Raw genomic sequence first — 25,472 nt, forward strand, 5'->3', positions numbered from 1 at the left:
TCAGTGAATGGGGAGACGTCTTTGGTGACCCGAAGATGACAACGGCGCTCCTGGATCGGCTGACCCATCACTGTCATATCCTCGAGACAGGAAATGACAGCTACAGGTTCCGCGCCAGCACCGCCGCCTCAAAAAACAGAAAGGACAGATCCTCTTCTTGACCGCCCGCCCGACTATGCCTGAAATAGCAGATGGCTGGGTCAATTCCTGATGAAAAACCCAGGTCAGTTCTCAGTGAAAATCAACACACCAGCTCCACATCGGTGGAATAGACTTTCTGATGACGTGGTATCCCGACTGCCCAGCGCAGGCCCCGCGCACTCAGGGCCTGACGGAACGGGGCGGACAGGCTAAACCGGCATCCGCAAGAACACAGCCAAAACGGACACCTGCGGCACAGAGGCGATCAATCTCTTCGATCGCCATCTCCGGTTTGGTCCTGGAGCCCTGATGTTCCAGTGGAACACCAGCCCGCTTCAGGCGTGTCGGATCTGCTGTCCAGATATCGGGCAGGAACAGACGGAGTGACAGCATCAGCGGCACTTCACGCGAAGCCAGTGTCACGGACACCAGTGTCTGACAATTCGCTTTCTTGCCCAGGGTCAAAGCATATTGGGGCGCCACGCCAACAGAATGTTCTCCCTTTTTGGGAAGGGAGGTATCATCGATGATCAGCCATGAACGCTCGCCGCCCACCAGGTGGTCAGCATGACGCCACAGGGCAGCCTCAAGTGGTGCACTGTCCCACACACCGGTACTGACGAAATGATGCAGCCGGTCAGAAGGGATATCGCCATTGCGTGTAGCCATGGGCTGCACGCTCTTGCGGTCACCAGGTCCGATCAGGCCTGCAATATAAGCCGGACACATCGCCCGCTGCGCTTTGTGACCCAGGGCCGCCAGAAATGGCGCAAGCCATACTTCCAGATCCGATCGCCAGTCGGTGTTCATCGCCAGCTCCCACTACAACTGGTCTTCCATGAATCACCGATTGCACCTGTTGGGAATCCTTGTTCCAAATTTTCTGCCAAAGTAGTGCTAAAGTCCAAGATTGGACAGCCCCGGATGATCGTCGGGGCGTCTTCCCGCAGGCCAATGGAACAGTCGGTCTCCGGCTTCTATCGGCAGGTCATTGATCGATGCGACCCGGCGGCGCATGAGCCCGGCAGTATCGAATTCCCACAGTTCATTGCCGTAAGACCGGAACCATCGACCTGCATCATCATGCCATTCATAGGCAAAACGGACAGCCATGCGGTTATTGCGGAAACCCCAGAGTTCCTTGATCAGGCGGTATTCGTGCTCCGCGTTCCATTTGCGTGTCAGGAAGGCCACGATCTCATCGCGCCCATGGATGAATTCCACCCGGTTGCGCCACTGGCTATCCATTGTATAGGCCTGCGCCACCTGTTCCGGGTTCCGGGAGTTCCAGGCATCTTCAGCAAGCCGGACCTTGCGTGTAGCACTCTCGATATCGAAAGGCGGTAATGGCGGTCGTGACATGGATAAGCTCCGTGTGATGTAGCAGTCATGGTTACCGCAGCATTGTGTTTCCTTTACGACACTGACGAAATGACTGTCATTCCTCGTTTCAGGACGCATAGTTGAGCAGGGCTAAAAGTGATGGTGAATACGATAGCCCTGCACAGGGTAGAAGATGCCTGTGACATCCCCGCCGCATCCTTAGCTCCCATGCCCGAGCCGATGACCGGACGGGAATCCGTGGGGCCGGGCCTGCCATGCGATCAGGAAACCGACAGCGACAAGCCCCATCACCGCCCAGGGAAATGATGCCGCCCCCCATGTGTCGAGCAGCGCGCCGCCCAGAAGGCCCCCGCCAGCTATGGCGCTGTTCCACGCCACCACATTCATCGACAGCGCGGCATCCGCGCCATCGCCAGCCGCATCGGCGAGCGCGGTCTGGAGCAACGTCGCGGCCCCACCGAATGTCAGCCCCCATACCGGCACCCCAATCATGATCACCGCAGGCGACGTTGATCCGATGGCGAAAGCCCCCGCCACGACCGCGAATATGGCAAGGCTGAGCAGGACGGACAGGCGCAGGGCGTGATCGACCGTGCGGCTGGTCAGCCAGATGCCGACAAGGGCCGCGACCCCGAACAGCAGCAGGATGCGATCTGCCTGTCCCGCCAGCCCGGCCGGCGTCACGAACGGCACGATGTAGGTATAGAGAACATTGTGCGCGAGCATCCACGCCATCACGACACCGAGGACAGACCGCACGCCCGGCATGTACAGAACATGCCGGAACGGCAGACGTTCGTCATGCGCGGCACCCGGAAAATCAGGAACCTTCGCCAGAACCCATACGATCAGCAGCAGGGTCAGGCCCGACATGATCCAGAAAGCCAGCCGCCAGCCAACGGCAGCGCCCAGCCATGTCCCGGCGGGAACACCCAGCGAGAGCGCGATTGGTGTGCCCACCATGGCAATCGCCAGGGCACGGCCCTGCTGGGCGCGCGTCACCATCCGGCGCGCATAGCCTGCCAGCAACGCCCAGGCGAGACCCGCCGCCGCCCCCGCTCCGTACCGGGCCACAAGGGTCGCGCCGTAATGCGTCGAAAACGCGGTGATGGAATTGAACACCACGAAGCCTATGATCGCCAGCAGGAGGACCCGCCTGCGCCGCCATCGCTGCGTGACGAGTGTGAGCGGGATCGCCGCACTCAGCGAGCCTATGGCATAGGCCGTCACCATCTGCCCGGCGAGCGCCGGGGAAATATGCAGACCCGCGCCAATCTCGGGCAGCAACCCTGCCGGCAGGGTTTCGGTCATGATGCAGATGAAACCGGTCATGGCCAGCGCGAGCAGGCCGGCAATCGGAAGGCGTGCGTCAGTTTCTTGCGTGGGCGCAGTGATGGTGGGGTTCATGGGGTGCTCATATATGGATCGTTTGATACACATATATGGCCGCCGTGACCTTGGCAATCACTTATGGATCACTTAATATGGAAGTCTTTCGGAAGGAACGATGACATGGCGCGGACCGGGCGTCCCCGTGAGTTTGACCGCGACAGGGCGATTGACGCCGCCACGGCGCTTTTCTGGGCGCAGGGGTATGAGCCGACCTCCCTGAACCAACTCAAGGCCTGCATGGGCAATATCTCGCCTGCGAGCTTCTATGCCGCGTTCGGTTCGAAGGAAGCCCTGTTCCGCGAAGTCGTGCAGCGCTATCTGGCCACATACGGGCAGGTTATGGCGCCGTTATGGGATGAAAGCCTGCCCTCGCGCGAGGCCATCGAACGGACGTTGCGCAGTTCGGCGCGCATGCAGTCTGCCCGCACACATCCGACCGGGTGCCTGGTCGTGTGCGGTGCCAGCAACTGCTCACCTGAAAACGAACCCGTTCAGGCGCTTCTTGCGGCGGAACGACAGCGCACACGCACCGGCATCAGGGCCTGCGTGGAACGCGCCATCGCCAATGGTGAACTGAATGCATCCCCGGCGACAGATGTCCTGCCCGATATTCTCACGACTTTTTTCCACGGCATGACATGCGAAGCCCGGGACGGGATACGTTCGGACACTCTGGATGCGGCCGTCACGTCGCTGCTGACGTTGTGGGATATCAACGCGGTGAAACGGGGAACAGCAAAGCGACCTAAAAAAAGCTGACGGACTGACAACGGCAAGACGATCCCGGCCCGGCACGAAAATTCCATATCGGTCGGTCCATAAATCCTTGACCCCGCTTCGTGCCCATATTATGGATCGGTCGATATGGAAATGGTGTCTTCGGAACCCGACGCCATGCCTCTTCAGGGAATCCGATCATGAGCCCATCAAAAACCGCCCTCGTCACGGGTGCCAATCGTGGCATCGGATACAGTATCGCCAGGCATCTGACGGCCGCCGGCATCAACGTGATCGGCACGTATCACACCAATGAAGGCGAGGCGAAGGCTGCTGAAACCGCCCTCAGCCAGAAGGACGCAAAGCTGCGCATGCTGCAGTTGGACATCGCGAACCATGCGTCGTTCACGGATTTTGCAGGGCAGGTCAAAGCCCTTCTTGCAAGCGAGTTTGGGCAGGGGGGACTGAATTATGTTGTCCAGAACGCCGGCAACATCATCCACACCCGCTTTGATGCCGCAACGTCCGAACAGCTCGACAACCAGTACAACATTCACTTCAAGGGCCCGTACCTGCTGACGGTAGCACTCCTGCCCCTGATCCGTGATGGCGGGCGTATTCTCAACATCACCTCTGCCGCGACGCGCTTCTACCTGCCGGATCATGGCCCCTACGCGGCCATGAAAGCCGCGACCGAAGTCATCTCGCTCTATATGGCAAAGGAACTGGGCGCGCGGGGCATTACCGTCAATGCGGTCGCACCCGGCGCGGTGGCATCGGACTTTGGCGGTGGTCTGGTCCGTGATGATGCCACGGTCAACAAAAGCCTCGCAGAGATCACGCCGCTGGGGCGCGTCGGCCAGCCCGACGACATCGGGGCCGCGGTCCGTGCCCTCCTGTCTGACGACATGCACTGGGTAAATGGCCAGCGCATCGAGGTGACGGGCGGCCAGTCACTTTGATCCCACACAGAAAAGGGCAGGGGGTATCCGTATGATCCACGTTATGGTCAGCAGTGTCCTCAATGCACCCGTTTCGTCCGTATGGAGGCTGATCCGTGATTTCGGTGCCCTTGGAAACTGGTTGCCGGGCGTGAAAAGCTGCGTGATCGAAGGCGATGATCCCGGCGACCGTGTCGGCGCAATCCGCCGTGTTGAAATGGGCGATGTCGGTGTGATCCGTGAACAGCTTCTGGCGCTGTCCGACGTGGAGCATGCAGTGACGTTCTCGATCCTTGAATCGGCTCTGCCGATCCGGAACTACCGCTCGAGCATCACGCTTCTGCCCATAACGGATGGCGATCGCACGTTTATCCGCTGGCGCGGCCAGTTTGAGGCGGCTGCCGAACACGCAGCCAGCATGGAGGCCCGGATGCCGATATACATTTACCAGCCAGCCTTCGACAGGCTGGCAGAAATTCTGGCGTTGAGGGAAACACGGTCATGACCAGCTTTGATGGAAAATCAGTCCTCGTGCTGGGCGGCAGTCGCGGGATTGGCGCCGCCATCGTGCGTCGCTTCGCAACGGATGGCGCGAAAGTCGTTTTCACGTATCTGTCCTCCCCTGACGACGCTCACGCCCTGGCGGTCGAGACCGGAAGCAGGGCCCTGCGCGTTGACAGTGGCGACCGGGATGCCCTCATCGCGCTGATCAACTCGCTCGGCCCCCTGGACGTGCTGGTCGTCAATTCCGGAATTCTTGGCGCGGGTGACCCGCTGGACATGCCGCCGGATGCCATCGACCGGCTTTTCCGTATCAATACCCACGCGCCTTATCACGCGGCGGTTGCCGCCGCACGAAATATGCCCGACGGCGGCCGCATCATCCTGATCGGCTCCGCCAATGCCGACCGGATGCCGATGACTGGCCTTGCCGCCTACAGCGCCAGCAAGGCGGCACTGAAAGGCATGGTCAAGGGACTGGCGCGTGATTTCGGGGCACGCGGCATCACCGTCAATGTTGTCCAGCCCGGCCCCACCGATACCGACATGAACCCCGCCGATGGGCCGCTGAAGGACGTCATGCACGACTTCATGGCGATCAAGCGCCATGCCACGGGCGCGGAGATTGCGGGGCTGGTCGCGTATCTTGCCGGGCCAGAGGCTGGCATCATCACGGGGGCTGCATACAACATCGATGGCGGCTTCGCAGCCTGACGGAATGACTGATCCGCCCGCTGCTCCGGCTTTCAGAACGCGCACCCGAAGATCGTCACTCAATGCTCGCGCTATCATTATCTCCATTAGTGGAAACGGTGAATCACAATCCATGCCCCGTGTCACCCCACACGATTCATAGTTCAGAGGACGCGCTCTAGGAGGTGGCATGCCGGGGCCGACTTCAAACCTGCCCAGTGTGGTCTGGAACCGTGCGATGGAGGCTTCCATGCCATGGCCATGCCCGATGGGCCGCAGGATGCGAAGCCTTCCTGAAGCTGCTCTCTCCCCGGTATTCGGCCTTTCCAGAGATAAAAGGTACGATCGTCTGGCATCATGAGTGCAACGTGGCGGTTAACTTCAATGTGATGAACGGCATAAAACAAATAATTTTATCATAATCATAAGTAAATATGAAAAGATAATTATAATAGTTATGTATTTCCAAATATGTGATGTGTGAAGAAAATATACCCAGAATGTGGGTAGTGTATTCATATATTGAACTCCACGAACGACGTGTTCTAGCCTTCTGAAAACAAAAAAGAAGGCGGTGTACGTCAATGATTCCCAAAGATCGAGTCTGGCCAGATGGCACGCAAACCCTTGGGCGCGGACTTTGCCTGCTTCAGGCAGTCAGTGAAGGTCATCGTTCCCTGCCTGCCCTTGTGGCCCATGTCGGTTATACACGCAGCACCACGCAGCGGCTGGTGGCCGCCCTTGTACAGGGGCGGTGGCTATGGCAGTTGCCGGGCGATACCTTTTCTCTGGGGCCGCGTTTTCTGGAGTTGGCGCAGCGTGCGCAGGAAGATGACCCCATGACGGTACTGGCACGCCCCATCCTGCGTGAACTGGGTGCGAAGACGCGCGATACCATTCATCTTGGCATCCGTGTCGAGGACGAGGTCCTGTATCTTGACAAGGTGAACAGCCAGCGGGGACTGGAAATGCGCTCACGCATCGGTCAGCGCATGCCCCTGGCGCTGACGGGCATCGGGCGCGCGCTATTGCTGGATGACGATAAAACAGAATGGCGACGCCTGTACCGACATGCAGCCGCAAAAGGCGCACCGCCGGGCCCATGGCTGGAACGGATGCGCGCCTACAGGGACAGCGGGTGCGTATTCGACCTTGAAGACAATGAAATGGGCATCAATTGCGTTGCGGCTGCCCTCCGTAACGGGCGGGGCCGCATTGTCGCAGCAATCAGCGTAGCCAGTGCTACGGCCTATCTGCCCCGCACGCGCATGGAGGAACTGTCTCCCCTTGTGCTGAAGGCGGCCGAAACCATTTCGCGGCAAATGGGCTGGAAAGGGCAGGTTCGTGATGTTGCATGATCCTGCGCTATTGGGACTGGACTGGGGCACATCATCGCTGCGTGCGTGGCTGATGGACGCAGGCGGCACCATCATGCATGAACATTATGCCCGGCACGGTATTCTCAACCTGCCAGATGGCGGTTTTACGCAGGTTCTGTCGGATATTCACGCACAATGGCGGCTGGACGCTCCTATGCCGATGCTGGCCTGCGGGATGGTGGGTAGTATCAATGGCTGGAGGGAGGTACCCTATCTTTCCTGCCCTGCAACCCTGTCCCGGCTTGCTGGGGCGCTGGGTCTGCAACCCACGGTCCATGGTCTGCTGCATATCGTGCCAGGCTTGCTGAAGGACGGTCCCCTGCCCGATGTAATGCGTGGCGAGGAAACACAGATTATCGGGATGATGGAAACCGGCAACGGCGGTCATCGTACGGTTATCCTGCCCGGCACACATTCCAAGTGGGCGCAGGTGGAGGGGCGGACCATTACGGAATTTCATACCTTCATGACAGGTGAGCTGTTTGCGGTTCTCATGCAGCACAGCATTCTTGGTCGCCTGTCAGCAACGGCACCGCCTGATGCCAGCCAGCGTGACGAGGCTTTTGTCATGGGCGTCCGGACCGCCCTGTCTGGCATTCCCCTTGCCGGTCGTCTGTTTTCGGCCCGCACTGTTGTCCTGCGCAACAGGCTGGAGCGGGCGTACGCCGCCGACTACCTGTCCGGTCTGCTGATCGGGGAGGAAATCCAGGCCGGCATGACGGCAATGGATATCGCATCACAGGCCGCGCCCGTACTGGTGGGGGAGCAGGCGCTGTGCCAGCGCTATCAACTGGCGTTTACGGCGCTGGGTCATCATGCGCCGCCGGTTGCAGGAAATACCGCGCCTGCTGGCCTGTTCCGGCTGGCGCAGGCCGCGCATCTGCTGGATCTGCCCCCCTCCCATGTCCATGACCAGAAAGGAGCTGTCGCATGACCTGCTTCGATACGGCATTTGCCCGCTGCCCGCTTATCGCCATCCTGCGCGGCATCCAGCCGCATGAGGTGCTGGACATTGGCCGTGTGCTGGTTGACACCGGCTTTACCATCATCGAAGTCCCCCTCAATTCACCCGCACCCTATCAGAGTATTGCCCTGTTGCAGGACACGTTCGGCGACCGGGTGCTGGTGGGGGCTGGCACCGTTACGTCCCCACAGGCGGTGGGCGACGTGGCACGCCATGGGGGCCAGCTGGTTGTCATGCCCCATGCCGATCTGGCGGTCATTGCCGAAGCCAGAAAGCGCGGCATGATCTGTGCTCCCGGTGTTGCAACCCCGACGGAGGGGTTCGCAGCACTCAATGCGGGAGCTGATGCCCTGAAGCTGTTTCCTGCTGAACAACTGGGCACGAAAGCCCTGCGTGCCTGGAAAAGCGTATTTCCGCCCCGCACCCGCTTTATTCCGGTTGGCGGCATCGTGCCTGAAAACATGCAGTCCTATCTGGAGGCAGGGGCGGCGGGATTTGGTCTGGGTTCGGCATTGTACCGTACCGGTTATTCGGCCCGGGATGTCGGCCATGCGGCGGGACGCTTCATGAAGGCGCTTCCCCAGAACCTGCATACCGTTTGAAGTAAAAATAATAACGGGAAACAACAATGAAAATCACGGCATTGCATACGTACATGGTCCCGCCGCGCTGGCTGTTCCTCAAGATCGAAACGGATGAGGGAATTGCCGGTTGGGGGGAGCCGGTAGTGGAAGGCCGCGCCGCAACCGTTGCCGCCATGGTGGAAGAACTGTCCGATTACCTGGTCGGCAAGGACCCCTTCATGATCGAGGACCACTGGAATGTCATGTACCGCGCCGGTTTCTATCGCGGTGGCGCCATCCACATGAGCGCGATTGCCGGTATTGACCAGGCGCTGTGGGATATAAAGGGCAAGGCTTTCGGCATGCCGGTATGGCAGTTGCTGGGTGGCAGATGTCGTGACCGTATCCGGGTGTATTCATGGATTGGCGGCGACCGCCCTGCCGATACGGCCCGTGCCGCACGGGATGTGGTTGCCCGGGGCTTTACGGCTGTAAAAATGAACGGCACGGAGGAAATGCAGTTCATCGACAGCCATGAAAAGGTCGATGCCGCCATTGCCCGTGTTGCTGCCATCCGGGACGCGGTGGGACCCTATATCGGCATCGGGGTGGATTTTCATGGCCGGGTCCACAAACCCATGGCCAAGGTGCTGGCACGTGAACTGCAGCCTTTCGACCTCATGTTCATAGAAGAGCCGGTATTAAGCGAGAATTTTGATGCCCTTCCTGAAATAACGGCTCATTGTTCCGCGCCAATCGCCTTGGGAGAGCGGCTGTTCTCACGGTGGGATTTCAAGAAAATACTCGAACAGGGCTGTGTAGATATCATACAGCCCGATCCGTCCCATTCTGGCGGCATTACCGAAACACGCAAGATCGCCGCCATGGCGGAAGCCTATGATGTGGCGGTGGCACTGCACTGCCCGCTGGGGCCGATTGCGCTGGCGGCCAACCTGCAGCTTGATGCGCTGTGCTACAATGCCTTCATTCAGGAACAGAGCCTGGGCATCCATTACAATAAAAGTAATGACCTGCTGGATTATGTGAATGATCCATCGGTCTTTTCCTACGTTGATGGCACCGTGGCCATTCCCGACGGGCCCGGATTGGGAATTGAGATCAACGAGGATTACGTCAGGGAAAAAGCCGCGGAAGGCCATCGCTGGCGCAATCCCGTCTGGCGCCATGCAGATGGTTCGGTAGCGGAGTGGTAAGACCATCGCACGTACAGAATGCCCCCGTTTCCTGTCCTGTCCGTAAAAAGGTCTGCCATTCCCATAAACAAGACAGAATAACATAGCGCATGTACCTTAATGGGCATGCAGGAGAACAAGACGTGTCGGATCAACGCACCCTCTCCATGTCCGGTCTTGCGGCAATGCCGGATGATGATGATAGCCTCAGCCCCCTCATGCTGCTGCGCCCTTACTGGCGGGTAACCCTTGCGGCATTTCTGGGCTGGTTTCTCGATGCCTTCGATCAGGTTGCCCTGCTTTTGTGCCTGCCCGATATTGGCAAGAGCCTCGGCGTGGGGCTGACGGCCATGGGGCTGGTCATTACGGCCCAGAGTGTCGGGCGCATTCTGGGCAATACCAGTTGGGGCTGGCTGTCCGACCGGTACGGCCGCAAGCTTACATTCATGATCGGCGTGCTGTGGTTTGCAGCATTTTCCGGTTTTACGGCACTGGTATGGTCCTATCTGGGCATGCTGGTCGTGCAGTTCCTGTTTGGCATCGGGTTCGGGGGGGAATGGACCGCCTCTGCCTCGCTGCTTATGGAAAGCGTGCCGCCACGGGCACGCTCTCTGGCCTCGTCAATCATGATGGCAGGGTATGAATGTGGTTTCTTCGCCGCCGCTGCCGTGCAGGCTGTGGTCCTGCCCTACTGGGGGTGGCGGGCCATGTTCCTGATTGGTGTCATTCCGGCCATCCTGGCCATCTTCATCCGCCGTGATGTTGCTGAAAGTCCGGTCTGGCTGCGCCTGCGCTCCATGCCGCCCGTACCAGCGGCAATACGCCCGCGCATGGGCTTCAGGCTGGATGGCGCCGCAATACAGGCCCTGCTGTTCATGGCGGTGCTCCAGTTCCAGAATGCCGCGATATACAGTTTTTACCCGACCCTGCTGCGCAAGGTACAGAACCTGACCCCGGCAGAGGTCTTTCCCCTGCTGGGCTGCTACTGCCTGGGTTCACTGGTTGGCAAACCGCTCTGTGGTCTGCTGGCTGCGCGCATGGGTGAACGGACGGTATTCGTCACATATTTCCTGATCACGATCATGGATATCTGGCCCTTCATTTCCGCGACTTCCATGTGGGTGCTGGCCGGGGCCGCGCTGGTCATGGGGTTGTTCGGCAACAGTGTTTTTGCCCTTGTGCCGCATTATCTTTCGCAGCGTTTCCCCTCGGCCAACCGTTCCCTGGGCATGGGGTGCAGTTACGCCGTAGCGGCGCTGGGCCAGGGTGTCTGCGGTTTTGTCGTGCCGTGGCTGGGCGGTCAGTGGGGCCTGCCGCAGGCCATTGAAAGTTCGGTCGTCATCGGCACGTTCATGGTGGCGGCGGTCATTTTCTACCAGCCGCCAATACTGCCCGGAAGACATATGGAAGGAGAGGAAAGCATCGTCCCATGATTCCTTCCTTTGCGCTGGGCATCAGCGATGCCCGGGAACCTGTCTATCTGCCCCGGCCGGATTATGACCCCGTCTGTCTTGATCCATCCTTTGCGTCCTGTCTGCTGGCCCATAGCGATGTGGAATGTCTGGCGCGTGGCACGGAATGGGGCGAGGGGCCCGTCTGGTTCGGTGATGGGCGCTACCTGCTGTGGAGTGACATCCCCAACGACCGCATCCTGCGCTGGTCGGAGGAAACACGGCGCACATCCCTGTTCCGTGCGCCTTCACGCCATGCCAATGGGAATACGCGTGACCGGGCCGGGCGCCTGATCACCTGTGAGCATGAAAGCAGACAGGTCACCCGCACGGAATATGATGGCACGCTTACCGTTCTGGCCAGCCGGTTTGATGGAAAGCGCCTCAACTCGCCCAATGATGTTGTTGTGGCCCCGGATGGTGCGATCTGGTTTACCGATCCGGATTACGGCCTGCTCAGCGCCTATGAAGGCGGTGGGACCGGCTCGCAGGAACTGCCGACGGCACTTTATCGTCTGGAGACCGATGGCGGGCTCCAGCAGGTCAGCACGGAATTCATCAATCCCAACGGGTTGTGCTTTTCCCCCGCAGGAGACATTCTTTACGTCATTGACAGTGGCAGCATGCCCAATGCCATATGGGCCTGCGAACTGAATGCCGGGCGGACACGCCTTACCTCCCGTCACCTATTGATAGAACCGGCCCCCAATGCCCGTGCGGACGGCCTGCGTTGCGATACGGATGGCAATCTGTGGTGCGGGTGGGGTGGGGCTTCGGATCTGAATGGTGTGATGGTGTTTGGCCCTTCTGGCAGGGCCCGCGCCCATATTCCTTTACCCGAACGATGCGCCAATCTGTGTTTTGGCGGCAGGCGCCGTAACCGGCTGTTCATGGCGGCATCACACGGGCTTTATGCACTGTACGTAACGGTGCAGGGACATTTGTGATTCCCGTTATGCGTGAAGGGATGCGGGGGGATACATTCCATACCCTGCTCCGGTTCAATCGGGGCGACCGGGCGTGCACTGCCCCGGGTTTGCCGGATCTTCCTTCAGTTACCAACTGATGATTCCACAACCGGAAACCGAACTGACGAATTCGTAGGCAGGTGAAGAGATGAAATCTCTTTCACCGACCTTGAAAAATCACACCGTCGGGGCGCGATCGTCATCTGGTGATGAACGCCAGGATATCTGCATTGATGACGTCTGCATGTGTCGTGTGCATGCCGTGCGGATAACCGGGATAGATTTGCAGCGTGCTGTCCCGGAGCAGCCTGTCCTGAAGGACCGCCGCATTCTTGTAGGGCACGACCTGATCATCATCCCCCTGCAGCACAAGCACCGGCACGGTGATGGCCTTCAGGTCGTCTGTCTGATCCGTTTCGGAGAATGCTTTGATGCCTTCATAGTGCGCCCTGGCGCTGCCCATCATGCCCTGACGCCACCAGTTGCGGATCGTGCCTTCCGAAACTTCTGCGCCCGGGCGGTTGAAGCCATAGAACGGCCCGCTCGCTACATCGAGAAAGAACTGCGCGCGATTGGCCGCAAGCCCCGCACGCAGTCCGTTCAGGACGGCGATCGGTGCGCCATCAGGGCTGCGGTCCGTCTGAACCATCAGGGGCGGCACGGAACTGATGAGCACGGCCTTGGCAACACGCCCCTGAGGCTGACCATATTTCGCGACATAGCGGGCAACCTGGCCCCCGCCGGTCGAATGTCCGACATGGATGGCGTTTTTCAGGTCGAGATGTTCGACAACGGCCGATGTATCCGCCGCGTAATGATCCATGTCGTGCCCGTCGCTCACCTGTGTCGAGCGACCATGACCGCGACGGTCATGCGCGATCACGCGAAATCCCTTGCTCAGGAAAAACAGCATCTGCGCATCCCAGTCATCGGCGCTGAGCGGCCAGCCATGATGGAAGACAATCGGCCGGGCATCCTTCGGTCCCCAGTCCTTGTAGAAAATCTCCACGCCGTCAGATGTCGTGACGAATGACATGATACGCCTCCTTGCCGATCAATAACGGGATACTGGTCAGAGCCTAACGTTGAAGGTAGCTTAAAGGTCAAGCATGCGTTCATGACCGGGGATAAATCATGAAAATTGGAGAACTGGCACGGCTAAGTGGCCTTACACCGTCGAGGATCCGGTTCTATGAGCGCATTGGACTGCTGAAAACGGTTGATCGTCGGCCCAACGGATACCGGACCTATCCGCAGCAGGCCGTGATGATCCTGGGTCTTGTCACAACGGCGCAGCGGGCCGGGTTTACACTGGATGAAATCCGCACCCTGCTGCCCTCTGACCTGAAGCACTGGGATCATGCTACATTGATGGATGCCCTGACACGCAAGATTGCGGATATCGAAGCGCTGCAGGTGCGCCTGACCCAGAGCAGGGCGCATCTGCTCCGCCTGATCGAGGATATTCAGGCGCGCCCCGACGACATGGACTGTGCGGCCAATGCGCATCGTGTCCTGACGAACATGCTTGCGGAACATCCCGAAGCCCTCGACGTCACGTCGGACGATATCCGCCTTCTGGATGCGACGGACCGCCGGCAGTCGGTAAGCCCCGGCCGCGGTAAAAAGACGGCCTCCCGTTAAGCCCTATCCAGAAGCGCCATGACTTTCCTTGCCGTCGCCCTGGCGGAAAAGGGGTTCTGTCCTGTCACCAGTTTCCCATCCGTCACGACATGGGACATGAACGGAAGCAGCGCCTTTTCATAGATCGCGCCCCGTGCCTTCATCTGTGCCTCCGCGTTAAAGGGGATTTCGCGCGCGACACCCGCCAGTCTCTCCTCGGTCCATGAAAATCCGGTGATTTTCCGACCGCGGACCAGAAAGGAACCGTCTGCAAGCCGGGTGTTCAGCAACCCGCAATATCCATGACAGACAGCGGAGACCACGCTGCCCTTTTCCCATAGTGCGCGGGAGATTGCCTGAAGGTCCTCATTGTCCGGAAAATCCCACATCACGCCATGACCGCCGGTAAAGTAGATCGCATCGTAATCGCCCGGATTGATGTCCGCGGGGGAGGGGGTTGAAGACAGCAGGGCCATTTTTGCCGGATCGGCCAGCCAGGCCCTGGCGGAGGCATCGCGCATCGGCCATTTCAATGCACGTGGATCAAGCGGAACCCTGCCGCCTTTTGGGCTGACGATGCGTTGTTCATAACCGCTGGCGGCAAACACGTCCCACGCATGCGTCAGTTCCGACAGCCATAATCCGGTCTGCTGCGTGGAATTACCGAAATGAGCGGTGTTGGTGACAACGTGAAGGATATGACGGTTCATGGCTGGCCCCTCCCATGCGGCAGCGTTTCTGATCACCGTCCTGTAACGTTCAAGCCCGGTTGAAGGTCAATCAGTGGTTTGACATTAAATCTGACTTCAAGGTTAACGGTGTAAGGGCAAACCTACGTGACATCATGGAGGCAGCCTCACATGCAGACAATACTGGGCGCGAATGGTCAGATCGCCACGGAACTGGCGCGGACATTGCATCAGCATCATACGGGGGAGTTGCGGCTTGTGAGCCGCAATCCTCGCAAGGTCAACGAAGACGATACGCTCATGGCGGCGAACCTGCTGGATGCAGGGCAGACGATACAGGCAGTGAAAGGCAGCACGATCGTCTACTTTACGGCCGGCCTGCCCCCTGACAGCAAACTCTGGGAAGAACAGTTTCCCGTCATGCTGAGGAATGCCCTGCAGGCCTGCCGGATGGCGGGGGCCAGCTTTGCCTATTTCGACAATACCTACATGTATCCGCAGAACAGCCAGATCCAGACGGAGGAAACACGCTTTGCGCCGGTTGGCCGGAAAGGGCGGGTGCGCGCGGCAATGGCCACCATGGTGCTGCAGGAAATGGCACGCGGAGACATTCCCGTGCTGATCGCCCGCGCTCCGGAATTCTATGGTCCGGGGAAAACACAGAGCTTCACCAATGCCCTGATCATTGACAGGCTGAAAGCAGGTAAAAGGCCTCTGGTTCCTGTCCGTGACGACACACGCCGGACCCTCATCTGGACGCCGGATGCAAGCCGTGCGCTGGCAACGCTGGGCAATACACCGGGTGCTTTCGGACAGACCTGGCATCTGCCGTGTTGTGACGATCGGCCGACCTACAAGACATTTGTCACCATGGCGAGCAGGATTTTCGGACAAGCGCCTTCTTATTCGGTCATTGGAAAATGGCCGCTGATCATCGCAGGCATTTTCTCAAAAAAGGTGCGGGAGATCAGGGAGTTGTTGCCCCGATATGAGCAGGACAATCTCTTCGACTCAAGCAAATTCAAACGTCATTTTCCTGAGTTTCCCGTGACGACCTATGAGGAGGGTCTGGAACTGATCAGGAATGAGTGGAAAGGCGGACAAGCCTGAATGATCCCGGCTTTCCATGTCGGCACGCGCGCGGGCGGCATCGGCCAGCGGGTAGGTGCGCCGGTGTGGACCTTCAGCCTGCTTTCAATGATCCAGTTGAAAAGCTGCGTCGAATGGGCGTGCAGCAGGTCCGGTGTAAAAACCACATAGTCGATCTTGATGCTCTGCGAGATGCTGGTGGTCTTGACCGGGCTGGGGCCCTGTCACTGAGCGCGCGATGGGGCGAAAAGGGAACGGGCATCAGGTGGGGTCTGCCATATGGATGAAAGGGGCTGTTTCCGGAAGCAAGATGGTGCCGGATCCTGATGCCTGCTCAACCGGAAAATTGCCCGAAGGACGAGATATTCCCGATCAGGGCCGCCAACTGGCTCTGGCTGTTCACGTTCAGTTTGTAAAATATCTCCTTGAGCATGGTTCTGGCATACTGTTCCGATATGCCGATGATTTTCGCAGCCTGACGCGGCGGATGCCCCACTCCGACAACGCTGGCGAGGCGCGCTTCCGATCTTGTAAGACCCAGTGCCTGCATGATCTCGGAGATGTCGGGCAGGGAAGGTTCCAGATTTTTTGCCAGCAGAACGATAAAGTCGTTATTTTTCAGTAATGGATCATTGCGTTCCGTAACGGGGACCTTCGTCGCCTTCAGCAGGATTTTCCGTCCATCCATGCCGCTGATGACAGCAAATTCCGGGGACTGGAGAGCCTCCTGCAGATGGCTGACCTTGTTCAGGATTGTTGTTATCTGTTGCTTGTTTTTCTGATTGGTGGAAGACAGCTCACCACCTTCATAAGTCATTGCATTGCCAATCAGGGACTTGAATATGGGATTCATCATAAGGACTTTTCCTCTCCTGTTGAGGATGGCGATGCCCAAATTCATGTCATCATGATTTTTGTATGTATTTTTAATTATAAGGGACTCATAGATGCTCGAAAAACGTAATGAATTGCATATATGTCTGGAAATTACGTTTCGTATGTAGTTTTCGTCGTCTGTTTCTCTTCTCTGTCTGTTGTACCTCTGGGTGGAGATTTTTATTCCGGATGAGAAAACGTCTTGATCAACAAAAACATTTACACGACCCCAGCCATATTTTCTCAGGAACTCGTTATAAAACGCAGATTTATTTAATTTTTCCTCGCTTAGCAAATCAATGTCAGGGAAATCTCCAACGATGTTTTTCTTGTATTTGAACGATATATTGTATGGATCTATTTTATAATATGGGTCTGGCCCGTGATAATAATCATGGGATGATGCGTCATGTTCGGGTTTGTTGAGGGACGTTAGCAGCATGTCTTTCAGATTTGGATCGAAAGGCACGACGACAATCGCGGCGACATCGATAAGCTTTGCGCTTTTTTGAAGGGTATCTTTCCAATCGTAATTTCCAAGGGCTGATTCATATATGAGTTCGATAATGGAATTTACTTTCTGAAGCATATGCATATTACCTATCAAAAAGCGGATATATCCGGGGAGGGCATTCCCCAAATGTGATCAGTGTATATATTATCTACTTTTCCGCATCCAATCACCCCTCCCATATGGGAGGGTCAGGGTATATCCGCATTTTGCGGATCCGAAGGACGTCCGGCATGGCTTTGTTCAGCATCACAAACTGCGTGACCGTGCCAATGGAAAGGCGCTTCCTCGCAATGGGAAGCGCTGTCATGACCCCTGTTCTGCCCATCGTCATAGCTATGTATCGCCGTACCATACGGAATGAAACCGGGATTCTGCGGGTATGTGGACGAAGCGCGTTCGCGTTTTTCAAGGCATGGGGGTTGGGTATGTATAAATGAACAGTGTTCATTCTGGCCCGCGTGAATTTCTGCAAGGTTGGTCTGGTCAACGCTCCTCATGGGTCTGAATAATCATGCCTTTCAGTAAGATGCCTGGCTCTGCACCTGATAAATATGAACATTGTTAATTTAAGGGCTTCGTCCTGCTGGGTGGCATTTCCAGATGCTGGCGGCAGTTTTATTGTGATCCAAATAATTGATGATGTATCAGGAATAAAAAACCATATAAGCGTATGGAACCTCAGTTGAATGGCAGTCAGGTCTGGTGTGTCAGGTTGCCTCCCGGTGGAACATCCCGGTCCTGCCGTGTTGGCATTCTGCATCTCTTCAGCGGCATTGCTTGAGACTGTGTGGGCCATGGTATGTTCCACCTCCTTGGCGGGGGAGGGGGCGCCAGTGCGGATCGGGTAACAGCCGCTGGATGGTGATGATTCTGTTACATGACCTGACATAGGGGGCAGGGATATATCTGGCGCCTGCATTCACAGCGAGTTATATGGAGTCCTGATCCAATCCACAGTGCAAGGGTATGGGGTGTTGCTGATGTCCCTTGGCTGGCCGGCGGATTCGCCCTAAAAACCGGCATTGTGCACTGAAGCCATCAGCGTGATGGGAACAAAATAGGCAATGCCAGATTTTTCCGGACAAGATCACACATGTCAGGTATGCTCTTATTTTTCAGGCATGACGGCAATGAACCGCTTCGGATCATATTGATTATCCCTCCGCCCCCATCATATGGATTTGCCTGTCAAATCCGCACCATGCCCACAAGGATGACGTCCCATTTCAAGAGCCTACCATAAAGGAAACGTCGCTGAAGACTTACGAATCACCACCGTCAGGATACTGGAAACCGAACGGTTGGAAGATCTTTCAGTACGTCGTCTGGCGCGGGAAGTCAGGGTCGCGCCGGCAAATTTTTACAACCATTATGACAGCCTGAACGACCTGCTGCTGGAAATCGCCGCGGACTATTTTGAAGTGTTCCGCGAGCAGGCAGCCCATATCAGTCGCACATCCGCCAACCGGACGGAGGCGCTGAAGCGGACCGTTTTCTATTTCGTGGATTTTGCGCGCACCCACCCGCAGCTCTACCGGTTGATGTTCGGTTACATACCCGACGCCTATACCCACCCTCGCTACCGGCAGACCGCAGGCGCCGCGTTTGAGGATCTTATGGAGCTGATATACGGCTATAAGGTCTTCACCATCAGTGACAATTTCGGTCCCAACGACATGGCGGCGCTGGGAAGCCGGGTGCAGATCGGTTATGGCCTGTATGCCATGCTGTGCGGCCTGTCGAACCTGTTCGTGGCCAATGCCGTCGATGGCCCGTTTGCCCAATTCGACAACTCGCGCGAACGCATTGCCCAGTTCCTGAATGGCATTATCGATGCCTTCATCAAGGGGGACCTGCCCAAGGTGCTGGGAACAGAAACCTGAGTCCGGGCTTCCCTTTCCCCACCGGATGAGAGGTGATAGGCTCTCGCCCCTGAATGCGAACATTATTCATATAAAGTCCAGCCGTTTCAGGAAGGGGGAAGAGTCTGCTGCCATGGTTTCGGTTCTTCCCAATGCTCCCGATGCCCGACCGGAACTGACACGATGGAAAACATGGCTCTTCGCCTTTCCTGCGCTGCCGGCGGCCTTCATCATACTGCCGATGAACATTTTCATACCTGCTTTCTATGCCAGCCATACGGCCGTTACCCTGTTGCAGATCGGCACGGTGACATCGGCATGCAGGGTCATTGACGCACTGGTGGATCCGGCCATCGGTCTCATGTCTGACAGGTGGAGTGCCAGGTCCGGTGGACGTGGCATATGGGGCGTGGCCAGTGCTGTCCTGTGCTGCATTGCGCTGTATTTCCTTTTCCAGCCATCCCCACATACGACAGTCCTGTATTACGGAATATGGGCATTTGCGCTGTATCTGGGATATTCCCTGTTCGAGATTCCCCGTAGCGCATGGGGGGCGGAACTTGGTTCGCGTCCATCCGTGCGTACACGCATCAACGCAACGGTTGGCCTGTTTACCATTGCGGGCAGCCTGATTTTCTGGCTGGTTCCTGTCATCCTGTTCCGGTTTTACGGTACGACGGGATTCACCCAGGGAACGCTTTCCGTCATTGTCTGGTTATATGCGGCCCTTATGCTGCCTGCTGTCCTCTGCGTCCTGCGGTATATTCCCAACACATCGTCCGTACGGACCGCCGCGCCAGCCCTGCGCGGCCTTGTGCAGTCCCTGATACGGAACCGGCCTCTTGTCCTTTACCTGCTTGCTGTCGGACTGTGGGGCGTCGGGCAGGGCATATGGTTATCCACGACGTTCTTTTTTCTTAGTGATTACCTGCGTGTGGGCAGTGCCTTTCCGTTCGTCATGATCGTGTTTTTCCTGTCCACCATTCTTGCCATTCCGGTATGGGTGCGCCTGGAGCACTGGGTGGAGCGCCATGACATATGGGCCATCAGCATCGTCCTGACCGTTTTGACACGGCCGCTTGCCCTCCTGCCGGATCCGGGGATGCAGAACCTGCCCGTCATCCTGTTGCTGACGGCATTGGGCGGGACCCTGTCCGCCCCTGCGAATTTCGCGCCCGCCGCCATACTGGGCGATGTCGTGGATTATGACATCTGGAAAACGTGGACCAACAGGTCCGCCACCCTTTATGCCCTCAATACACTGGTGACCAAGGCCAGCCTTGGCATAGGCAGTGGCGCGGGGTTCATCATCCTTGGCTGGGTCCATTATCATGCCGGGCAGGTAAACCACGGCCTGCCGCTGACGGGCCTGCTGTCATGCTACACCGTTTTGTGCAGCATTCCCCAACTGATCGCGACGGTCATCATTTTTCGTTTTCCTGTCGGGCGGCGGGAACATGCCCTGATCCGCCATCGCCTGCATGGACGCTGACATCACCCGTATGCCTGTCAAAGAATGATACCTGAATCTTCCTTTTATGGTTACAGGAAACGACAGTCCCGCAGGATACCATGGCCTGCATACATGCTTTTTTTCATCACGTTACATTTTGTATTATGCCCTGTCAGGGCGACAGCCCAATCCCCCCAGAAAAAGAGCCGGAAACTCCCGGTCGCCCATCTGGCGCAGGGCAGGCCGCAGGCCGAACAGATGGAAGTCACCGCCCGGCGCACCACGCAGCGACTGTCTGACGTGCCAGCGCCTACGACCGCCATCAGTGGCCAGACCCTGCATAATTTCGATATTCTCGATATGAAGAGCATCATGGACATGGTGCCGAACGCCGTGGTGCCGACTGATGCGCAGAATATCAATACATATATCAATATCCGCGGCATCCGGCAGGTGGACAACAATGCCGATCCCAATTTCGGCATGTATCGCAATGGCATCTATGATGGCGGCCTGCGCACCAATCTCGGCCCACAGGTGGATGTCGCACGGGTGGAGGTCAATCCTGGCCCGCAGACGGGCCTGTACGGACGTGACGCCGTGGGCGGCGCGGTCAATGTGGTATATGCGACGCCGGAACAGAAAACCGGCGGATACCTGACCGGGTCCTATGGTAATTATGGGCGGGGTGAATTGCAGGGCGCACTCAATGTACCACTGTCGCGTCATTTTGCACTGCGCCTGACGGGTTGGTACATCGACCAGCCGCGGGGTTCGCTGTACAACGCCACATTACATGAATATGAGGACCGTTATCGCCAGCAGGGCCTGCGACTGGGGGCAAAATGGACGCCCAGCGACCGCCTGTCCCTGACATGGATGGCGGAATATGCGGATGTTCATGGGCCGTCCCTGGCCGGTTACGCACCCGATGGCGTTGCCAACCTGATCCAGGGCAGCGCGGCCGAAACACCGGGTGTGGTGTATCGTGACACCCCCGACCGTTCCCACAACCATCAACTCTACCTTTCGCAGGACCTGACATACAGATCGCACTGGGGCACGTTCCAGTGGCTGTCCGCCTATCGGGATTATCATCTTGACGCCGGGGAGGATGGTGACCGCACGGACCTGTCGGCGTCATCCTATCCCCTGACATTGCAGAACCGGTTTGTCCGCCATGAAAATACACGCAATTATTATACTGAACTGCTCTGGTCTTCACGGCAGGACCGACGCCTGACCTTTATGGCGGGGGCATCCTATTTCCACGAATATTTCTCATTCCAGCAGATATACAATACAAAAATCGATCTGAGTCTTCTGCAGGGGAGGTGGGGCAACATTGCCTGTGGTGCGTTGCAGGATGATCCGACATGTTCCGCCATTCCCGGCGGCGGATTTCCCGATACCGGCGTGCAGGCCATCAGCGAATATGCCCCGGGGCCGGGATCGGGGATCGGGACGCAGTCATGGTCCGGGTTTGTGTCGTCCACGTTCCATATCACCCCGTCCCTCAGCCTGACGGCGACAGCACGCTATACGCGCGACCGGAAAACCCTGTCCTACCGGCAGTACAATAATCCCGTGAATGCCAGTGGGCGGGCCATTGCCGCCCTGTTCGGCAATGTCTATCCGGACATGTCGCTCAATGACACGGCAGGTTATGGCAACTGGAGTCCCAGCGTCGAACTGAATTACCATCCCTTCCACAACATCAACCTTTATGCCCTGTACAGCAACGGCTTCCGCGCGGGTGGTTTCAGCACGACCACAACAACCCCCGCCCTGATACCGTATGGGGAGGAAACGGCGACCAATTATGAACTGGGTGGCCGCACGCAATGGCTGGGCGGGCGTCTGGGCGTCAATGCCAGCCTGTTTTACATGACGCAGAAGCACCTGCTGCTGGACGAGGCCGATCCACGCGCGCCTGCCGCGTTCAGTTTCTATTACCTTGCCAATGTCGGCAGCGCCGATACATACGGCGCGGAACTGGCGACCCAGTTTGTGCTGACCCGCTGGTGGTCACTATCGGGCAATGTCGGCTGGCTGCATGCCCGCATGGCCGGCGGCCAGTCATATGGCAGCGACATTGCCAGACAGCTCCTGCCTGATACGCGCACATGGACAACAAACATACGGTCCGAAATGGCGTATCCGATTACATCCACTTATAACCTGCTGTTCAATGTCAACTGGCATCATGAGGCAGGCGGAGTGCTGGATATCACCAATGTTCCATGGCATTCGCTGGATCGTCTCGACCTGACACTGGGGATGGCGTGGAAGAAGAACCAGCTTGTCGTTTTTGCCAACAATGCCTTCAACAACCGCGTCGTGGATTATGCGCTGACCGACGGGATCGATGTCCTGACCGCGCCCGCGACTTATGGGGTACGTTTTACCGCCGCCTTTTAGGATCAGGAATCTTTGGTAATGTATCGGTGCTTCCGGCCCTTCATGGAGCACCGGAAGCACATCGTAAGCATGCCGTAAAAAACGGGCGTTCAGATCGCCTGGCCGCCGGAGACTTCGATCCGCTGCGCGTTGACCCAGCGATTGTCCTCGGACAGGAGCGAGGCGATCATCGGGCCGATATCCTCCGGTAATCCGGGACGGCCCAGCGCGGTTGCTTCCGCGATGTGACGGGCGACGTCCGGATTGTCCCGCACCATACCGCCCGAGAAATCCGTCTGGATCGCGCCTGGCGCCACCGTATTGACGGCAATGCGGCGGGGACCGAGTTCCTTGGCCATGTAGCGCGTCATCACTTCCACCGCCCCTTTCATGGCGGCATAGGCAATCCAGCCGGGATAGGAAAAGCGCGTCAGGCCGGATGAGATGTTCACGATCCGGCCTCCATCTGCGATCAGCGGCAGCAGCGTCTGCGTCAGGAAGAACGGCCCCTTGGCGTGTACGCGATATGCGGCGTCGAAATCCTCTTCGGTCACTTCCCCAAACAGCCCGCTATGGGACGTGCCAGCCATGTTGACCAGATAATTGAAACGCTCCGCGCTCCATTCGCCCAGCACGCGCCGGGTTTCGTCGGCAAAGGCAGGAAAGGCATGCGTGTCGCCGGTGTCGAGTTGCAGGGCCACCGCGCGTGCCCCGTTGCGCTGGACGTTGTCGATCACGTTGTCTGCAGCGGTTCTGTTGGTGTGGTAGGTGAAAATCGACGAGACGCCGCGTCGGGCGAGGGCCTCAACGGTTGCGCGGCCCAGTCCACGGCTGCCGCCGGTGACGATGGCGATGGTGTTCGTTTCAGGCATGGGTATCTCCCTCTGGTGAGGGACGGATCTTGGTCACACCATCGTCCGTTCGATAAGACAGCTCTTTCCGCCAGCATTGTTTTGCGTCATGGAATAATCCCATGGACAGGCTTGCGACACTCGACCTCTTCGTCCGCATCGTTGACCGTGGCAGTTTTACTGCGGCAGCGGCTGATTGCGGCGTTTCCCGACCGGTTGCGACCGCCGCGATCAAGGCGCTGGAGCAAAGGCTTGGTACGCGGCTGCTGCACCGCTCGACCCGCCACGTCCGGCCAACCGAGGAGGGTGCGGCTTACTATCGCCGGTGCGTGGCGATCCTGGCGGACCTTGAAGATGCCGATCGTGGTGCGAGTGGGGCTGTGGCTGGCCTGTTGCGCGCTGACGTAATCGGGCGTCTGGCGCGCATGATCCTGCTGCCGGCGCTGCCGGACTTCCTTGCGCGCCACCCGGCGCTAACCGTTCATGTTGGCGAGGGCGAGCGGTTTGTCGATCTGGTTCGTGAAGGCGTGGATTGCGTGGTCCGGACCGGAAGCCTGCCGGATAGCGACATGATCGCCCGGCCGCTGGGCGTCATGGAAGAGGTGACGGTCGCCAGCCCAGCCTATCTGGCGCGGCACGGAATGCCAGCCTCACCTGAAGATCTCGACGGACATCAGATGATCGGCTTCGTATCCTCACGCACCGGCCACCCCCTACCGCTGGAGTTCGTGCGCGGAGATGAGGTGATCGAGGTCTCGCTTCCCGCACGCCTGCTGGTCGGCGGCGTTGATACCTATGCCGAAGCGGCTAGGCTCGGCTTTGGCCTCGTGCAGGTGCCGCGCTATGGCTTTGAGGATGACCTGGCGAATGGCACGCTGATTGAAGTCCTCCCTGATTTCCCACCCACGCCAACGCCGGTCTCTGTGCTTTATCCAAGTAACAGGCAGTTGTCTCCACGTGTGCGGGTCTTCGTGGACTGGCTGGTGGAAATTATTGGCCCGCGCCTTCATCCACAATGCCGATGAATGCCCTGTGCAGACGCAAAGGCGATAGGCGCAGGTAGGTTGCCGTGCGACGTATTGTAATAATATAAGAAATCATATTTGTAATGGAGACGGTTTTGCAGCGGTTTATATTATTTTCAGCATTTCTGTTCATGTCAGGGGCAGCATACGGCCAACAATACAGGCCGGATTTCAATTGTGCCGTTGATCATTCCGCGGACAGTCTGGCAACCATGTTGTGTGAAAACAGCGAGGCAACCAAGCATGAACTTATGTTTGACCAGACCTATTACGCGCTGCGGCAGCTTGTCGGGCAGGCTGGCTGGAGAGCGCTCCGGAATGAAGCGGTGACGGACGAGGGGACGCTGAAGCAGTGCATCAGCGTAACAGGCCCTCAACAGCCGCCATCCGCCGATCCTGACTGTTATATGTCCCATATAGATGCAATAACGGAAAAATACAGGCGTCGTCTTTCTGGTGCGGCCCTGGAGGAAGCAAGCCGTCCCATCGATGAACATCTGGCCCTGCAGGGAAAGTTGATAGAGCTGGGATATCTGCCGCCATCGACAAAAGTGGATGGGGTGTATGGGGAGACAACCAGAAACGCAATTGAGACATGGCAGAGGGTGACGGGGCGACCGGTCGTAAATGGTTTCCTGTCCGATGCCGATGCACAGGTCCTTCTTCCGGTTGATACGGTCAGCGAACATCCAGATCAGGGAAAGGAAAATGTAAATGTGGAGGGATCGAAGAACCCTTGATTGATGTGCTTGGCCGGTAATTTCTGGGTTTTGGCGATTTGATTGACGGTTTTTGCGATGGCGTCCAGTCTGCGTTTTGAGCAGATTGGGAGTTGTCTCTCGC

General features: G+C 57.8%; 25 protein-coding genes and 1 pseudogene. 18 read left to right on the top strand and 8 right to left on the bottom strand.

The genetic code is table 11. From position 1 onward, the window contains the following. Nucleotides 1-161: ATP-binding protein (locus tag KMAL_RS12865; RefSeq protein ID WP_180999832.1), on the top strand; the 161-nt coding region annotated here is incomplete at its 5' end. 86 nt (nucleotides 162-247) lie between these two features. Here KMAL_RS12865 and KMAL_RS12870 read toward each other — a convergent pair. The 3 genes and pseudogenes from KMAL_RS12870 to KMAL_RS12880 form a co-directional block, all read right to left on the bottom strand. Continuing rightward, nucleotides 248-951, bottom strand: a pseudogene (locus tag KMAL_RS12870) (IS701 family transposase); the annotation flags it as partial. A gap of 87 nt (nucleotides 952-1,038) precedes the next feature. Then, entirely contained in the window at nucleotides 1,039-1,503 is a 465-nt protein-coding gene (locus KMAL_RS12875; RefSeq protein WP_110096082.1) for a nuclear transport factor 2 family protein, read from the bottom strand. Nucleotides 1,504-1,683: 180 nt separating this feature from the next. Next, nucleotides 1,684-2,892 carry an MFS transporter gene (locus KMAL_RS12880; protein ID WP_110096083.1) on the bottom strand — a complete coding sequence of 403 codons (1,209 nt, stop codon included), beginning with the start codon at nucleotides 2,890-2,892 and terminating at the stop codon, nucleotides 1,684-1,686. Between the two features lie 105 nt (nucleotides 2,893-2,997). Between KMAL_RS12880 and KMAL_RS12885 the strand changes: the two genes are divergently transcribed. The 10 genes from KMAL_RS12885 (at nucleotide 2,998) to KMAL_RS12930 (ending at nucleotide 12,226) form a co-directional block, all read left to right on the top strand. Then, nucleotides 2,998-3,636, top strand: coding sequence for a TetR/AcrR family transcriptional regulator (locus tag KMAL_RS12885; protein ID WP_110096084.1), 639 nt, complete (start codon nucleotides 2,998-3,000; stop codon nucleotides 3,634-3,636). 158 nt (nucleotides 3,637-3,794) lie between these two features. Continuing rightward, on the top strand, nucleotides 3,795-4,556 hold the full coding sequence (locus KMAL_RS12890) for an SDR family NAD(P)-dependent oxidoreductase (RefSeq protein ID WP_110096085.1): 762 nt from the start codon (nucleotides 3,795-3,797) through the stop codon (nucleotides 4,554-4,556). Between the two features lie 31 nt (nucleotides 4,557-4,587). Continuing rightward, nucleotides 4,588-5,040, top strand: coding sequence for an SRPBCC family protein (locus KMAL_RS12895; RefSeq protein WP_110096086.1), 453 nt, complete (start codon nucleotides 4,588-4,590; stop codon nucleotides 5,038-5,040). Then, nucleotides 5,037-5,750, top strand: coding sequence for an SDR family oxidoreductase (gene bdcA, locus KMAL_RS12900; RefSeq protein ID WP_110096087.1), 714 nt, complete (start codon nucleotides 5,037-5,039; stop codon nucleotides 5,748-5,750). Before KMAL_RS12895 ends, bdcA begins: the two co-directional genes overlap by 4 nt. 563 nt (nucleotides 5,751-6,313) lie before the next feature. Next, nucleotides 6,314-7,087, top strand: a complete 774-nt coding sequence (locus KMAL_RS12905; protein WP_110096088.1) for an IclR family transcriptional regulator — start codon at nucleotides 6,314-6,316, stop codon at nucleotides 7,085-7,087. Further along, nucleotides 7,077-8,042 (top strand): 2-dehydro-3-deoxygalactonokinase, encoded by a 966-nt coding sequence (locus tag KMAL_RS12910; protein ID WP_110096089.1) that lies wholly within the window; start codon nucleotides 7,077-7,079, stop codon nucleotides 8,040-8,042. The genes KMAL_RS12905 and KMAL_RS12910 overlap by 11 nt, the downstream gene beginning before the upstream one ends. Next, nucleotides 8,039-8,674: a 2-dehydro-3-deoxy-6-phosphogalactonate aldolase gene (locus KMAL_RS12915; protein ID WP_110096090.1), complete on the top strand. Its 636-nt coding sequence runs from the start codon at nucleotides 8,039-8,041 to the stop codon at nucleotides 8,672-8,674. The genes KMAL_RS12910 and KMAL_RS12915 overlap by 4 nt, the downstream gene beginning before the upstream one ends. A gap of 26 nt (nucleotides 8,675-8,700) precedes the next feature. Then, entirely contained in the window at nucleotides 8,701-9,849 is a 1,149-nt protein-coding gene (gene dgoD, locus KMAL_RS12920; RefSeq protein ID WP_110096091.1) for a galactonate dehydratase, read from the top strand. A gap of 122 nt (nucleotides 9,850-9,971) precedes the next feature. Then, entirely contained in the window at nucleotides 9,972-11,261 is a 1,290-nt protein-coding gene (locus KMAL_RS12925) for an MFS transporter (protein WP_239020137.1), read from the top strand. Next, entirely contained in the window at nucleotides 11,258-12,226 is a 969-nt protein-coding gene (locus KMAL_RS12930; protein ID WP_110096093.1) for an SMP-30/gluconolactonase/LRE family protein, read from the top strand. The genes KMAL_RS12925 and KMAL_RS12930 overlap by 4 nt, the downstream gene beginning before the upstream one ends. Before the next feature lie 220 nt (nucleotides 12,227-12,446). On the opposite strand, the gene KMAL_RS12935 is transcribed toward KMAL_RS12930, so the two are convergent. Then, nucleotides 12,447-13,283 (bottom strand): alpha/beta fold hydrolase, encoded by an 837-nt coding sequence (locus tag KMAL_RS12935; protein ID WP_110096094.1) that lies wholly within the window; start codon nucleotides 13,281-13,283, stop codon nucleotides 12,447-12,449. Nucleotides 13,284-13,381: 98 nt separating this feature from the next. Between KMAL_RS12935 and KMAL_RS12940 the strand changes: the two genes are divergently transcribed. Then, on the top strand, nucleotides 13,382-13,891 hold the full coding sequence (locus tag KMAL_RS12940; protein WP_110096095.1) for a MerR family transcriptional regulator: 510 nt from the start codon (nucleotides 13,382-13,384) through the stop codon (nucleotides 13,889-13,891). Here KMAL_RS12940 and KMAL_RS12945 read toward each other — a convergent pair. Next, entirely contained in the window at nucleotides 13,888-14,580 is a 693-nt protein-coding gene (locus KMAL_RS12945) for a type 1 glutamine amidotransferase domain-containing protein (RefSeq protein WP_110096096.1), read from the bottom strand. The two genes, KMAL_RS12940 and KMAL_RS12945, sit on opposite strands and share 4 nt — an antisense overlap. Before the next feature lie 150 nt (nucleotides 14,581-14,730). Between KMAL_RS12945 and KMAL_RS12950 the strand changes: the two genes are divergently transcribed. Continuing rightward, nucleotides 14,731-15,669 (top strand): SDR family oxidoreductase, encoded by a 939-nt coding sequence (locus KMAL_RS12950; protein WP_110096097.1) that lies wholly within the window; start codon nucleotides 14,731-14,733, stop codon nucleotides 15,667-15,669. A gap of 313 nt (nucleotides 15,670-15,982) precedes the next feature. On the opposite strand, the gene KMAL_RS16965 is transcribed toward KMAL_RS12950, so the two are convergent. Next, nucleotides 15,983-17,113: a helix-turn-helix transcriptional regulator gene (locus tag KMAL_RS16965; RefSeq protein WP_146044221.1), complete on the bottom strand. Its 1,131-nt coding sequence runs from the start codon at nucleotides 17,111-17,113 to the stop codon at nucleotides 15,983-15,985. A 418-nt stretch (nucleotides 17,114-17,531) separates the two neighbouring features. Then, on the bottom strand, nucleotides 17,532-17,834 hold the full coding sequence (locus tag KMAL_RS17445) for a hypothetical protein (RefSeq protein WP_146221244.1): 303 nt from the start codon (nucleotides 17,832-17,834) through the stop codon (nucleotides 17,532-17,534). A 505-nt stretch (nucleotides 17,835-18,339) separates the two neighbouring features. On the opposite strand from KMAL_RS17445, the gene KMAL_RS12960 reads away from it, so the two are divergent. From KMAL_RS12960 to KMAL_RS12970, 3 genes are all read left to right on the top strand, one after another. Then, nucleotides 18,340-18,921 carry a TetR/AcrR family transcriptional regulator gene (locus tag KMAL_RS12960; RefSeq protein WP_239020138.1) on the top strand — a complete coding sequence of 194 codons (582 nt, stop codon included), beginning with the start codon at nucleotides 18,340-18,342 and terminating at the stop codon, nucleotides 18,919-18,921. A 112-nt stretch (nucleotides 18,922-19,033) separates the two neighbouring features. After that, nucleotides 19,034-20,392 (top strand): MFS transporter, encoded by a 1,359-nt coding sequence (locus KMAL_RS12965; RefSeq protein WP_110096100.1) that lies wholly within the window; start codon nucleotides 19,034-19,036, stop codon nucleotides 20,390-20,392. Nucleotides 20,393-20,611: 219 nt separating this feature from the next. Further along, entirely contained in the window at nucleotides 20,612-22,774 is a 2,163-nt protein-coding gene (locus KMAL_RS12970) for a TonB-dependent receptor (RefSeq protein ID WP_110096101.1), read from the top strand. An 89-nt stretch (nucleotides 22,775-22,863) separates the two neighbouring features. On the opposite strand, the gene KMAL_RS12975 is transcribed toward KMAL_RS12970, so the two are convergent. After that, nucleotides 22,864-23,625 carry an SDR family NAD(P)-dependent oxidoreductase gene (locus KMAL_RS12975; RefSeq protein WP_110096102.1) on the bottom strand — a complete coding sequence of 254 codons (762 nt, stop codon included), beginning with the start codon at nucleotides 23,623-23,625 and terminating at the stop codon, nucleotides 22,864-22,866. A gap of 101 nt (nucleotides 23,626-23,726) precedes the next feature. On the opposite strand from KMAL_RS12975, the gene KMAL_RS12980 reads away from it, so the two are divergent. Beyond that, nucleotides 23,727-24,629, top strand: a complete 903-nt coding sequence (locus KMAL_RS12980) for a LysR family transcriptional regulator (protein ID WP_110096103.1) — start codon at nucleotides 23,727-23,729, stop codon at nucleotides 24,627-24,629. An 83-nt stretch (nucleotides 24,630-24,712) separates the two neighbouring features. Further along, nucleotides 24,713-25,369 carry a peptidoglycan-binding domain-containing protein gene (locus KMAL_RS12985; protein WP_110096104.1) on the top strand — a complete coding sequence of 219 codons (657 nt, stop codon included), beginning with the start codon at nucleotides 24,713-24,715 and terminating at the stop codon, nucleotides 25,367-25,369. The last annotated feature ends 103 nt before the right edge of the window (nucleotides 25,370-25,472 follow it).

Source organism: Novacetimonas maltaceti (assembly GCF_002906255.1).
GTDB lineage: Bacteria > Pseudomonadota > Alphaproteobacteria > Acetobacterales > Acetobacteraceae > Novacetimonas > Novacetimonas maltaceti.

Coding starts and splice junctions, on each gene's coding strand:
- KMAL_RS12875 (WP_110096082.1), bottom strand. CDS start 1,503: ATGTCACGACCGCCATTACCGCCTTTCGATATCGAGAGTGCTACACGC.
- KMAL_RS12880 (WP_110096083.1), bottom strand. CDS start 2,892: ATGAACCCCACCATCACTGCGCCCACGCAAGAAACTGACGCACGCCTT.
- KMAL_RS12885 (WP_110096084.1), top strand. CDS start 2,998: ATGGCGCGGACCGGGCGTCCCCGTGAGTTTGACCGCGACAGGGCGATT.
- KMAL_RS12890 (WP_110096085.1), top strand. CDS start 3,795: ATGAGCCCATCAAAAACCGCCCTCGTCACGGGTGCCAATCGTGGCATC.
- KMAL_RS12895 (WP_110096086.1), top strand. CDS start 4,588: ATGATCCACGTTATGGTCAGCAGTGTCCTCAATGCACCCGTTTCGTCC.
- bdcA (WP_110096087.1), top strand. CDS start 5,037: ATGACCAGCTTTGATGGAAAATCAGTCCTCGTGCTGGGCGGCAGTCGC.
- KMAL_RS12905 (WP_110096088.1), top strand. CDS start 6,314: ATGATTCCCAAAGATCGAGTCTGGCCAGATGGCACGCAAACCCTTGGG.
- KMAL_RS12910 (WP_110096089.1), top strand. CDS start 7,077: ATGTTGCATGATCCTGCGCTATTGGGACTGGACTGGGGCACATCATCG.
- KMAL_RS12915 (WP_110096090.1), top strand. CDS start 8,039: ATGACCTGCTTCGATACGGCATTTGCCCGCTGCCCGCTTATCGCCATC.
- dgoD (WP_110096091.1), top strand. CDS start 8,701: ATGAAAATCACGGCATTGCATACGTACATGGTCCCGCCGCGCTGGCTG.
- KMAL_RS12930 (WP_110096093.1), top strand. CDS start 11,258: ATGATTCCTTCCTTTGCGCTGGGCATCAGCGATGCCCGGGAACCTGTC.
- KMAL_RS12935 (WP_110096094.1), bottom strand. CDS start 13,283: ATGTCATTCGTCACGACATCTGACGGCGTGGAGATTTTCTACAAGGAC.
- KMAL_RS12940 (WP_110096095.1), top strand. CDS start 13,382: ATGAAAATTGGAGAACTGGCACGGCTAAGTGGCCTTACACCGTCGAGG.
- KMAL_RS12945 (WP_110096096.1), bottom strand. CDS start 14,580: ATGAACCGTCATATCCTTCACGTTGTCACCAACACCGCTCATTTCGGT.
- KMAL_RS12950 (WP_110096097.1), top strand. CDS start 14,731: ATGCAGACAATACTGGGCGCGAATGGTCAGATCGCCACGGAACTGGCG.
- KMAL_RS16965 (WP_146044221.1), bottom strand. CDS start 17,113: ATGCTTCAGAAAGTAAATTCCATTATCGAACTCATATATGAATCAGCC.
- KMAL_RS17445 (WP_146221244.1), bottom strand. CDS start 17,834: ATGGCCCACACAGTCTCAAGCAATGCCGCTGAAGAGATGCAGAATGCC.
- KMAL_RS12965 (WP_110096100.1), top strand. CDS start 19,034: ATGGTTTCGGTTCTTCCCAATGCTCCCGATGCCCGACCGGAACTGACA.
- KMAL_RS12970 (WP_110096101.1), top strand. CDS start 20,612: ATGGAAGTCACCGCCCGGCGCACCACGCAGCGACTGTCTGACGTGCCA.
- KMAL_RS12975 (WP_110096102.1), bottom strand. CDS start 23,625: ATGCCTGAAACGAACACCATCGCCATCGTCACCGGCGGCAGCCGTGGA.
- KMAL_RS12980 (WP_110096103.1), top strand. CDS start 23,727: ATGGACAGGCTTGCGACACTCGACCTCTTCGTCCGCATCGTTGACCGT.
- KMAL_RS12985 (WP_110096104.1), top strand. CDS start 24,713: ATGGAGACGGTTTTGCAGCGGTTTATATTATTTTCAGCATTTCTGTTC.